The organism is Tardiphaga sp. 862_B3_N4_1 (assembly GCF_051811085.1).
Classification (GTDB): domain Bacteria; phylum Pseudomonadota; class Alphaproteobacteria; order Rhizobiales; family Xanthobacteraceae; genus Tardiphaga; species Tardiphaga robiniae.
In genome coordinates this window covers 1-11,991 of record NZ_JBPWQB010000003.1, presented here as the reverse complement: position 1 = coordinate 11,991, position 11,991 = coordinate 1, and the positions used below count along the sequence as shown (strand labels likewise).

Genomic DNA, 11,991 nt, shown 5'->3' with positions numbered 1-11,991 from the left:
ATGCCGGCTACAGGGACCAGTGCTGACCGCTGCCAGCGCGAGAGTTCCGTACTTTGCCATGCAGCCGAGTCATCGAAGAAACTTCACAATCATCGCCACGGCACACGCCGAACCTGCCAATACGGGAATGGCGACCGCAATTGAGATGAAGACATAGATTGCTGCACGATCGGAGCACCTCGACCTGTTGCCGTGTGAATTGCGCCAATGCGTCGCCATGACTATCCCGGGTTTCGCTCTCGCGTAACAACGTGGCTCAGCCCCCAATAGACGCCAAGGCTGCAGATGCACCAACAGAGACCTCGCTCCGAACAGATCCCACCGAAAAACGGTGATGAATTCGGCCAACAGATAGACTTGGTCGCGGATCGCGTCGTCATCGAATTGCTCTACGACCAAACGCTAAACCAGAAGAGTCGAAGCGGAAACCGCAATTAGGCGCGTCATATTGACTGCGTCGGAACGTCGCGAACTGTTACTCCGTGGGTTCCGGGCCGCAAAGATGCCGACAAGATTTGCTGAGATGGAATCTGGGAAAGCTACTGGATCAGCGAAAACTCAGGCCGGTTGCGATCTGCAATGCAATCAGCAGGAAGCAGCCGATGCTTAGTATTCCGAGGCATTGATGAGCGGAAAACATTCGGAGACTTCCTACGTTATGACATGCTGCCTACAAGCACCGCACATGGTTAATGAGTGCTTAATATTCTCCAGGAGCCATGAACCGCGCCAATTGACCTCAGGTATGATAGAATCCGACCAACTGCGCCTTCGCAAAAGTAGTTAGGGCCACAGTGTCACAGAGGCACCATGCGCTCAGGATTACGTAGTTGCTAGACGCTGAGAGGCCGCTGGAGAAGTTCAATCGCGAGCTGCTATCCCGTATGTAACTTATGCGAATCTCACTTCCTCGCTCAGCACACCGTCGACGTCGACTGGGTCAGGCGGGCAAGTCTGCGTCATGTTGATATCTGCCACATGTCTCTAGGTTCTCCACGAGGTCACAAATAAAGCGCGAGCGCTCTTCCGTAGAGAAGTACCCAGCCAAAGAAATCAAACGGAGCCGAATTCGGAGCATATACTGTAGCCGTTCCAGACATGCCGGGGCGCAGTGAATCTGCGCTAAGGCCATTTGGCCTGTTTATCATCGCCGGGTACTCCGATGTGATCGATAGCGATGTCACCCTTGTGATGGTACCGGACGATGTAATCTGACCTTCACCAACGCCGCTGACAATGTCACCGATAGCCGACTCGTACAGATGGCCCGGATTGTTGGAAAGCGCGAGCTGGACGCGGGCCCCCGGCTTGATCGTCTGATAACCATTCTGGCCGAAGATTCCGACAAGCTGTACTGCGTCGGCGACCAGGAACGACATCACTGCTTTTGAGGACGTCGCTCGGTCGCCCTTGCTCAAAGCGAGGTTGGTGACATACCCGTCGGCCGAAGCGACCACGGTTGTCTGATCAAGATCGTACTGCGCTTTCTCAAGCTGAGCCTGGAGCTGGTCGACCTCCGACTGACGCTCCTGCACGTCGAAAGCTCTGCCGGTACTGCTCGCTTCTAGCTGCTTCATTTGAGATAGGCGTAGTTCCTGGAAGCCGAGCTGGGCCCTGAGCGCGCGTACCTGGGTCTCATAGGGAACCGGGTCTATTTTGAAGAGCACTGCTTTTGCCTTGACCATCTGGTTCGGTTTCACCGCAATGTCGGTGATCTGACCCGAGACGTTTGGCGTAACTTCGATCACGCGGCTGAGCACCACGACGCGTCCGGTTGGCGCAAGATAGCTGAGAAAACCTGCGAAAAGGGCGCAAACTAATAGTCCCATCAGGATGGTAGCCGTCCCTGTCCCCCATCCCCAGCGAAACCATTTCAGCTTGGTGAAGACGAGCCAAACGACCAGCAGGTACAAAACGGCAATTAGAACCATGAGGAGCTCCGGGTCCGGCTACTATTAGTTCACACGTCTTCTACAACGAGTGTAGGTAGGAACGACTTTGATGTGCTATGTCATCAAGTGCGCAGTGGATATCTTGAACACATTATTCAAAGAAGTCGCGCCCCCTGCACTGCTACAGCCCGTGACATCAAAGATACGAAATATTTTCGTCCTTCACGCCAGATAGGATCAGTTTTGCTCTTGCTGTGAATGCATCCTCTGGCGCGGCGCGATCCAGCGACTCCGCCCCTCGATATCGCAGCCGGACCACGATTGGCCTTGCGACCGCAGGTCCGTCGCGACGCGCGGCCATCCGGCGGACCGCCAACCACTGGGCGCTCAATCACCGTCCCGCTGCGAGATCCACGAACAGATCGGCTACACATTCCGACGGATTGGCGGCGTTATCTCAAAGACCGTTTTCTGACGGCTCATGCAGTGGCGCGTTTTCATAGATGCTTTGCGCGTCAATTCAATGTTTCAGCCGCATTTCCACGATGTCGATTGCTAGCAAATCGGTGTAACGACGCTCGACTGTTTCCACGTAATCGTCCGCAAAGTGTGCCCCGCTTTCCTGTGACAACGCTTGCCAGGCTGCTTGTTTCTCAGCACGGCACGACAATATTGCTAAACGCGAGACAACGAGAGCGCTTTCCGTACTTTTTGCGTATCGGGTTGCTGTAGCGTCAGCACAGGCCCGCCATTTCTTGATCGCAGGTTTCGATTCTTCCTCTGCTGTCGCGGCAAAGGAGACAAGGCATATAATAGCAGCAAGCATCGGTTTATACATTCGTTTGCTCCTCAGGTTGTGCCTTCGAGATCAAGGAAAAACCGTCTTCCAGTCCTGCTTCATGTTGACCACTGTCCAGCCTTTCGCGGTGCCTTCATCCAGCGCCTTGTCGAGCTTGCCGACCTTCGACTGACGATCATACGCGTACTCTCGCTCGGCGTCGGTATGGTGCACGATCCCCATGAAGCGCGCGCCTTGACCGGCTGCCGTCCATTGCAGCATCTGGAGATCACCATCGGAATTCCCGAATGCAAAGATTGGACGGCGGCCGATGAAGCGGTTGATGCCGACAGGCTTTCCATGATTGTCGTCAACGAACTCGATTTTGGGTGTCTTGCGCAGCGACGGTTTCCCATCCGCGCCCATCTCGAATTTGACGACGCCACTGGAGCCGATCACCTGTTCGGGCGGAATGCCGTAGACCTTCTCCATCCATGGTCGCATGAATTCGACGCCGCCGCCGGAAACGACGAAGGTCTTGAAACCGTTGGCGCGAAGGTAGGCCAGAAGTTCCAGCATCGGCTGGTAGACAAGCTGCGTGTAGGGACGGCCGAAGCGGGGGTGCCGCGCGGTCGCGATCCATTCAACGACCGACTTCGAAAATTCATCCGTAGTCATGCCGCTGTGGGCGGCGGCGACGATCTGCAACATGCCTCGTTGACCCGAAGCGGCTAGCGCCTTCCCGTCGCCTTCCAGTAATGCCTTGAACGGCTGCTGTGTCTTCCATTCCGGATGCTGCGGGGCCATCGCCTTGACGCGGTCGATCGCGAAGGCGGCCTGGAAATAAGCGGGCTGTTCGGACCACAGCGTACCATCATTGTCGAAGGTGGCGATACGCTCGGCGACGGGCACGAAGTCCGGACCGCCCTCCGTCGTCACCCGCGAGACGAAATCCGTAATGGACTTCTTGACCGCACCATCGTTCCACGACTGCAGCGGATCCGTCGACGGCTGCGCGGCGGCGAGGTCAATGACCGACAACGCGAACAGGAGGGCCAACAGGCGTCGTCTGGTGGGCATCGTCAATTCCCTCCTACCGGCTTCGCCGGCGCTGCGCCTGTCTCGCGCTGCCGCCCACGCACTTCCTCCAGATCGCGATCGAGGAAGTAGTTGAGGAAGGTACGGATCAGCGCGACCGCGGCGATCCGCCCTGTCGCGTTCCAATCGGTCGTGATCGAAGTCTCGACGATGTCGGCGGCAAGCTGGAACGTCAACCCCGCCACCAGCCAGCGTGCGTAGCGTAGCCAGACGTCGCGCCGCTCATGCCCGGACGGCGACCCCAGCATCGCACGCATGCCGCTGAAGAAGGCCTCCACCGTGCCCACGACGATAATGACGAGCGCCAGTGCATCAATGACGACGATGGCGTTCTCGGTCGCATAGATCAGCCACTCTTTCATGCGTCTTCATTCCCACTTCGAACTGAACGTCGCCCCGACCGGTTTCGAGCGGACGATGTCTATGCCGTCATCGTCCGCTGTCGCTCCACGATTACTGGGCGCTGTTCAGTTCTTCCGGCCCCCCTCCTGCAACGCCTGCAATGCCTTCTCAATGCTGAGTGATCCGGAAGCTTGGCTGGGCGGGTAATCTTTGAAGGTAGCGAGGAACTGACCCATGATACCCATGGCGGGCATCATGACCCACAGTGCCTTCCCCCACCATTCGCCGTAGGACGTCGACTCGGTCTGGTATCGCTCCCACGGGTCGACGCGCAGGTTGGTTACAAGCGGGACGTTGGTAGAGTCCTCCTTGCCGCTGAATAAGTTGCCGACAATGGTCTTAAAGGTGATTTTCCACTGGTTATAACGCACCGCCATCAGGTCGGCGTTGTCGCTGAAATAGAAAAACTCCCTTCGCGGACTCTCGGTGACCTTGCCTTGGAAGAACGGCATGAAGTTGTAGCCGTCGAGATGGTTTTTGAAGGTTTTCGTTCCCGCCTTGTAGCCAGTGAGCAGCTTCTGTTTCAGATCCGGATCGCCGCCGGCAGCCGCGACGAGGGTCGGCATCCAGTCTTCGGCCGACACGATTTCGTTGATAATGGTGCCCGGCTTGATGACCCCAGGCCACTTGACGAGCATGGGGACCCGGAACCCCCCTTCGTAGACAGTGCCTTTCTCGCCGCGGAACGGATGATTGCCGCCATCGGGCCAACTGAAGATTTCCGCACCATTGTCGCTGGTGAACATCACGATCGTTTCGTCGGCGATGCCGAGTTCGTCCAGCTTGGCGAGCAACTCGCCTACGACCCAGTCCAACTCGGCCATTGCATCGGCAAACAAGCCATAGCCGGTCTTGCCGTCCCATTGCTTGGACAGATGCGTCCAGGAATGGCAGCGCGTAGAGTTGTGCCAGAGGAAAAACGGCTTCTCGGCCTTCACCGAGCGCTCGATGAAGTCGCATGAGCGCTTCACCAGATCGGCGTCGATGTCTTCCATGCTCACCTTTGCGGCCGGATCCATGCCGGGATGCGGCGGCAGTGGACCGGCGTCGGTGATCTTCTGTTTGCCGACGCGGCCCCAACGCGGATCCTCCGTTGCATCATCGACGTCTGTGGCAACGGTACTGATAATGTTACGCGGGCCAAACTTTGTGTGGAATTTCTCGTCTTTCGGATAATCCGGGTAGTAGGGTTCTTCCATTGCATTCAAGTGGTAGAGGATACCGTGGAACTCGTCGAAGCCATGGACCGTCGGCAGGTATTCGTTGCGATCGCCCAGATGGTTCTTGCCGATCTGCGCTGTCGCATAGCCGAGGGGTTTAAGGAATTCGGCGATGGTCGGATCCGAGTCCTGCAGTCCCTGTTTCGCCGCTGGCAATCCGACTTTCAATAGTCCCGTCCGGAACGGCGTCTGCCCCGTGATGAATGCCGCGCGTCCCGCAGTGCATGACTGCTGTCCGTAGTAGTCGGTGAACAGCGCGCCCTCGCGCGCGATACGGTCGAGGTTCGGTGTGCTGCCACCCATCATGCCGCGGTGATAGGCACTGATGTTCCAGATGCCGACGTCGTCGGCCATGATCATGATGATGTTCGGCTTGCTGCTTTTGGCCATTCGAGTAGCTCCCATTCTTGCATCTGTTGAATTACAGGGTCTCTTCTGGTCTCAAACTTGTCGTTGTCTCAATGGGACGCGCCGGCCCTCCACTTTCAACCGAACGGCCCGACCTGGAACATCATGCTGGCGATCGCGGCGATGCCGATGAACAACAGGAATACCGCGGTGATCAGCGTCAGCGAGACCGGAAAGCTGCTCTGGGCATGGATTAGCCCGTCGGCGGCCATGGTCTTCCGCTCTTCGCGCAGTTGAACCATGAATTGCAGGTGATAGATCAGGCCACCGATCAGCATCAGGATGCCGAGCGCCACCAGCGTCACGCCGAAGTTGCGAGCGGGAGCACCGTGCGTGATCACGTTCTGGTCGCGCAGTTTTTCGAACACCTGGGAGATCGTGAAGCCGAACGAGATCAGCGACAACGATGTCCGGATCACCGACATAAGGGTGCGATCCGCGCTCATCCGGGTGCGCTGAAACGACATCCCCGTCCGGCGCGACGACAGTTCGACCGATATCTGGTCGGCGGGGGACTTGGACGACACGCTTTCGATCATCGAACGTCCTTGTGTTACATAGCCTTGCCCGTGCCCGTCCGCGCGAACCACCAACGAGCAATCAGCTCGACGATCCACCGGAAGACGAAATATGGAATGACAGCGAGCATGATCGCCATCATCAGCGCTTCTACCGGGTAGAAACGGTCGAGCACTTTAAATTGGTAGATCACGTCCATGCTGATGCCGAGCAGCACGATACGCGCGACGGATGTTACACCTTCCCGCAGCCGCCCCGTGGACGCGTTACGGTCCCACCACGCTGACCAAAAGAACGAGCGGTGGCCGAGCCGCGCATCGCGGATGCCGTCGGGGAGTGCCGCCAGCAGCGCCATCATGGGCTGCAGATAGAAGCGGAACGTCATCGGTCCGTGGAGGCGCTCGAAGATGTCCACCCAGAACCGACGATGGATTTCCATCGACCACCCGTATCGGTAGGCGCCGAGCAACAGGAGGACGACGGACAGTACGATGGCGGCTGAGGTCAGGCGGCGCGCGAACGCTGAAGTAGGAGCAGCCGTCATGTCATGCCCCGCACGACACAGCGAAATCCCAGATGGCTGGTCGATGTGTCCACCTGCTCCGCATGGCGCGCCGCCGGCCGGTAGCGTCGGCAATAATTCGGCGCGCACAAATGCGACCCGCCCTTGATGACCTTGCGTGGGATCCTGATGTCGGGCTGGGCCGGGTCGTAGCTGCCCTCTTCCCGAGCGCCGCGCGGGTTTTCTGGAATGCAGCAAGCCTTGGGCGCATCAGCTTCGTGCTTCGGCGCATACCAGTCTGTCGTCCATTCCCAAACGTTGCCGACCAGGTCGTGTACGCCGTAGCCGTTCGGCGGAAACGCCGTCACCGGCGAGGTGCGCTCATATCCGTCCGTGTTCAGGTTCTGACGGGGAAACTCACCTTGCCAGGTGTTGGCCATATGGACGCCGTCCGGCGTGAACTCGTCGCCCCATGCGAATTCAGCACCCTCGAGACCGCCGCGCGCCGCGAATTCCCATTCGGCCTCGGTCGGCAGGTCCTTGCCCGCCCACTGCGTGTAGGCCAAGGCATCGGCGAACGACACATGCACGACCGGATGATGATCGAGGACGTTGATGTTGCTCTTCGGTCCGTAGGGATGACGCCAATCGGCCCCCTTTAGGAACTGCCACCATTGGCTCCAGTCGCGCAGATTGGTCACACTCTGCTGCGGCGCAAACACCAATGAACCTGCGTACAGCATGTTCGGCAGCGCACCCGGATAGTCCTTCGGGTCCGGCGGAATTTCGGCAGACGTCTTGTAGCCGGTCGCTCTGACAAACGTCTTGAACTGGCGGTTTGTCACCGGCGTCCGGTCGATCCAGAAGCCCTCCACCTTAACTCGGTGAACAGGTGTTTCCTCTGGATAGTGGTCATCGGATCCCATGCGGAATATGCCGCCCGGAATCCGGACCATGTCCGAGACGTCGACCGGCCGTTCAATCTCTTCCGGAGCGGCGTCCGACAGTGTCATGACAGGCTGCTCCCGGCATTTATCGGCAATAGTCCCAGAAACCTTGGGTCCGCGATGAGTCCGTGTAGTACCAACACATGCCAGGCGCCGGAGGAGTGCCGGCCCAGGCCGCAGCGGTGGCGGCCGTCACGACTCCAATGGCCGCGCCTGCCGCTATCGCACCGCCTCTGGGCCAGCCGTAAGGACGAACCCACCGAACTCCGCCGCCGGCATATCCTGGGCGCCCCACGGCTCCTGCGCGAACAACCGTTCTACTATGATACACGCCGCCTCTCGGACCGACCGCCGTCCTGGTGCGCACTGCAACACGCCCTCGCGCACGCACCTGCGTTATGTCACCGTAATTGCGAACCTGCTGCTGGAGTTCGACGCCTGGGCTGAATGCAAATGCGGCGGGTGTGACATTCCACGCAACGCATGCGCAAGAAATACCGACCGCATATGTCGATTTGCGGAAAAGTTGGAGCAGCCTGTAGCTAGTAGGAAGAATATGGTTCACCACGAAAGAATGCATGTTGGACCCTTTCAAGCTTCGGAAGCCCTGGGAACACTGCTTTATCCGCGACAGGCGCGGACATCTTCAGGTTGCTACACTCTGCCCGTATTATTTCGGCCGTCAATGGGCAATGATACTTCGCTATTATGACGATACCCGCCTGCTCTCATGTCCGTAACTTTTATGCGCTATTGAAGACCTGAACACTCACGCGAATTCTAATCAATGTCCTGACGGTTTATATGTGACGAGCGGATGATCGCGTCGCCGCCAGAGTGGGACATCTGTTGTAATAGCGACGGAGCTGTGATCAGATTGCGCGAATATAATCTGCCAATATCAGTTCACTTTCGTGCTGCGGGTGACAGATGCGACGTGATTTTTGTGCAGCTCTTGCGTTGATCGCGATCTCGATTGTTCCCCGGCCATCGATTGCCGCCGAAGGCGGAACTGGCGCTTATCTACTCGGAACAAGAGGTCCCGGCGCTGGATTCACTCCTCCGCCTGGCGTCTATTTTCAAGACGACACATATTTCTATAGCGGAAAACTGGGCGCCGGCAGAACCTTGCCCACGGGCGGTCTTCTTGTCGCAAATGTGTCGCAGCAGACGTGGATCAACCTCCCGACAACGATCTGGGTGACGCCGGCCAAGATCCTTGGTGGCGATCTGGCGTTCTCATTGACCACACCATTTGGAGAGCCAAGGGTAAGTGCTAATCTCTTGGTGAATTCGCCGCGCTTCGGACCGATCGGCGTCAACGCAGTAGATTCCGAACTGGCTCTCAGCGACTTCTTCATCAATTCCTTCGTTGGCTGGCATTCCGGAAATTTCCACTGGCAAGTCGGTGTCGGCGGCGTGATCCCATCCGGGACTTACGTACCCGGGCAGCTCTCGAACGCGTCGCTGAACCGCCCGGCCATTGACGTCTTCACAGCGCTGACGTGGCTCGATCCGACACTGGGCTGGGATCTCTCCGCAAGCGCGGGCTTCACGTTCAATCAGCCGAACACCGCTACGGACTACAAGAGCGGCGACGAATTTCACCTTGAATGGGCAGCGACGAAATACATTTCCAAGGAATTCACACTTGGCCTAGTCGGCTATTATTATCAGCAGTTGACCGCCGATTCCGGAAGCGGCGCTCGCCTCGGATCATTTGAAGGGCGCGTGGTTGCGCTCGGCGGATCGATCGGCTACACATTTGAAGTCGGCAAGCTTCCCATTTCAACGCGCCTCAAAGTCTTCCGCGAATTTGCGGTAGAAAATCGGATGGAGGGCACATCCGGCTTTCTCACAGTGTCCCTACCGATCGCAATGGACGCGAACGTTCCCGCCGGTGCGATCAAAACGAAGTTCTGAAGAGTTGTGGGATCGACCAGCACGTAGGGCGTCTGATTACTGGACCTACGGCCGAGGCCTTGGCATGTAGTTGAGATTGAACCAGTTCGGTTCAGACGCCGGTTAGGTTCAATGTCTGCAAAGAGTCAATCGCGACGGCGTGACGGTGCCGAGGGTGGACGACCGACGGGTCCTCAACGGCACCTTCTGGAAATTTGCGGTCAGGAGCGCCATGGCGCGATCTGCCAGAGTCCTTTGGGCCTTACACGACCTGCTACAACCGGTTTGTGCGTTGGCGGACATCTGGGACTTAATCATGGAGGCCCTCGAAGAAACTCATGATGGCTGTGTCCAGATGATCGACACCTCCATTGTCCGCGTACATCAGCACGGCGGTTGCGCGGGTGGGGCCGAAACAAGGCTGATGGGCCAGTCGAGAGGTGGGCTGACGACCAAAAATACACGCTTGCGTCAATACCAATGGAATGCCGGTGCGGACTTGAACTGACGACCGGCGAGGCCCTGCTCTGCACAGACCGGGACATCTCGGCTTTGTTGCAACACCGGATTTTTCGAACCAAAAGGGAGTGTTCGGCGACCTACCATTTTGGCGCGAGCGCGAACCTTGTTGAAGATCGACACACGAAATGCCTGGCAATGCTGGGTCGTGCGACCCCTCATTTTCGGACTGCCATTGCCTATCGTCGCGGCATGGTGCGATCTGCAGCCATCTTGGAAGCTGATGGCGTGGACGTTTTTCAGCATAGTTTGGTATGGAGCGACCGACCGCATCGATGCGAGACCAAACGATGGTCGACAGCAGCCAAAGCCACCAGCCACACTCTTAACGAGGGCTCAGATTGCAGAATTGGCCAAAAGCAGCCGTCCCGACTAAGGGCTGAGATGCTTCGATTTGCCCGCAAGCGCCGCTATAAAGTCTGCGCGGCGCTATCTTCCCGCCCCTGATAGCCGCCGGATGACATCTCCTTTGCGCGCACCGGGACATTTCAACTTTGTTGCAACAGCGCGCATTCGCCGTTCGCACGTTATGGAAGGCCGAACTTTGCGGCTTGCGCAATCGCGGCACCAGCGCGCACTGAGCCTTTCAGTGCGCGCCCATGTGCGGGAGCCACGAGACACGCAACGCGCCGAATGGGCCCATCATAGCGATCCGAATAGGAGACCAGCGACCTTCCGAAGGACTTGGCGGACGAAAGGAAAGTGTCAGCGCCGCGGAAGCGGTCGCCTCAGGCCAAAGCGGCCAAAGTCGATGAGGTGGAGTCGCTATTGAGACCGGCTTTAGCCATTTCCCACTTGTGTGAACACGCCTAAAATGGTGAGGGATAGCTGTGTTCCGCTGAATTGGAATAGGTCCCAACAGCATCAAGGGGGGTGGCCGTGAGGGGCTTGGTGTCTGACGAACCTTTCCCGTTCGGCGGCGGTGAAAACGGCGCTCTTATTCGTGCGCTTGATTGGTCCGACACCGGTTTGGGACCAATCTCCGAGTGGCCCGAAAGCTTGAAGACCACGGTCAGCGTATTGCTGCGTTCCCCGGTTCCCATTGTGCTCCTGTGGGGACCGGACGGCATCATGATTTACAATGACGCCTATTCTATTTTTGCCGGAGGACGCCATCCCCTCCTGTTCGGGTCAAAGGTCCGCGACGGTTGGCCGGAGGTGGCCGACTTCAACGATAACGTGATGAAGGTCGGCTTGAGCGGGTGTACGCTGTCATACCGCAACCAAGAGCTTACCCTTCATCGTTCAGGCGTCCCTGAGCAGGTCTGGATGAATCTCGATTACAGCCCAGTGTTGGGCGAGGATGGTCGTCCGGAAGGCGTTTTCGCCATTGTCGTGGAAACAACGCAACAGGTGTTGGCAGAGCGAGCGTTAGGCATCGCGGAGGAGCGACTACGACAAGCTCTGAACGCTTCTGGGATGGTAGGTACGTTCAGTTGGCATGTACAGTCCGACACCTTCTATTCCGACGCGCGATTTGCTGAGATGTTCTCGGTCGATTCCGCCAAAGGAGACAAAGGTGCTCCGTTGTCGGAGTATCTAGCTGGCATTCATCCCGAGGATGTTCGGCGGATCGCCGATGCCGTGAACCACGCTGTCCTCACCCAGGAAAAGTATGTTCAAGAATATCGGCTTCTTCAGAAAGACGGGAGTATCCGCTGGGTCGAGATGCGCGGCGAGTGCCTCTACAGCGAGAATGGTAAGCCGGACCGCTTCGTTGGTGTAGTGATCGACGTGACCAATCAGAAGAACGCACAAGAACGTCAACGTTTGCTCGCTCGCGAAGCGGATCACCGAGTAAAGA

The 11,991-nt window shown here is 57.8% G+C and carries 10 protein-coding genes and 1 pseudogene; 3 read left to right on the top strand and 8 right to left on the bottom strand.

Annotated elements, in window-relative coordinates:
* Positions 1-1,001: 1,001 nt before the first annotated feature.
* The 8 genes from AB8B02_RS30625 to AB8B02_RS30590 all read right to left on the bottom strand — a co-directional run bounded on the left by AB8B02_RS30625 (position 1,002) and on the right by AB8B02_RS30590 (position 7,832).
* Positions 1,002-1,931 (bottom strand): HlyD family secretion protein, encoded by a 930-nt coding sequence (locus AB8B02_RS30625; RefSeq protein WP_439065975.1) that lies wholly within the window; start codon positions 1,929-1,931, stop codon positions 1,002-1,004.
* A 481-nt stretch (positions 1,932-2,412) separates the two neighbouring features.
* Complete coding sequence (locus tag AB8B02_RS30620) at positions 2,413-2,730, bottom strand: hypothetical protein (RefSeq protein WP_439065974.1); 318 nt, start codon at positions 2,728-2,730, stop codon at positions 2,413-2,415.
* Positions 2,731-2,760: 30 nt separating this feature from the next.
* Positions 2,761-3,750, bottom strand: a complete 990-nt coding sequence (locus tag AB8B02_RS30615) for an HAD family hydrolase (protein ID WP_439065973.1) — start codon at positions 3,748-3,750, stop codon at positions 2,761-2,763.
* A gap of 2 nt (positions 3,751-3,752) precedes the next feature.
* Positions 3,753-4,130, bottom strand: coding sequence for a DUF1622 domain-containing protein (locus AB8B02_RS30610; protein ID WP_439065972.1), 378 nt, complete (start codon positions 4,128-4,130; stop codon positions 3,753-3,755).
* Positions 4,131-4,235: 105 nt separating this feature from the next.
* Entirely contained in the window at positions 4,236-5,780 is a 1,545-nt protein-coding gene (locus AB8B02_RS30605; RefSeq protein ID WP_439065971.1) for an arylsulfatase, read from the bottom strand.
* A 95-nt stretch (positions 5,781-5,875) separates the two neighbouring features.
* Positions 5,876-6,337 carry a YidH family protein gene (locus tag AB8B02_RS30600; RefSeq protein ID WP_439065970.1) on the bottom strand — a complete coding sequence of 154 codons (462 nt, stop codon included), beginning with the start codon at positions 6,335-6,337 and terminating at the stop codon, positions 5,876-5,878.
* A gap of 14 nt (positions 6,338-6,351) precedes the next feature.
* Entirely contained in the window at positions 6,352-6,861 is a 510-nt protein-coding gene (locus AB8B02_RS30595; protein ID WP_439065969.1) for a hypothetical protein, read from the bottom strand.
* Positions 6,858-7,832: a formylglycine-generating enzyme family protein gene (locus AB8B02_RS30590; protein WP_439065968.1), complete on the bottom strand. Its 975-nt coding sequence runs from the start codon at positions 7,830-7,832 to the stop codon at positions 6,858-6,860. Before AB8B02_RS30590 ends, AB8B02_RS30595 begins: the two co-directional genes overlap by 4 nt.
* 864 nt (positions 7,833-8,696) lie before the next feature.
* Here AB8B02_RS30590 and AB8B02_RS30585 point away from each other — a divergent pair.
* The 3 genes and pseudogenes from AB8B02_RS30585 to AB8B02_RS30575 all read left to right on the top strand — a co-directional run.
* Positions 8,697-9,689: a SphA family protein gene (locus AB8B02_RS30585; protein ID WP_439065967.1), complete on the top strand. Its 993-nt coding sequence runs from the start codon at positions 8,697-8,699 to the stop codon at positions 9,687-9,689.
* 145 nt (positions 9,690-9,834) lie between these two features.
* Positions 9,835-10,162: pseudogene (locus tag AB8B02_RS30580) on the top strand (IS5 family transposase); the annotation flags it as partial.
* A gap of 916 nt (positions 10,163-11,078) precedes the next feature.
* Positions 11,079-11,991, top strand: a 913-nt coding sequence (locus AB8B02_RS30575) for a PAS domain-containing protein (protein ID WP_439065966.1), incomplete at its 3' end; no start/stop codon positions are given.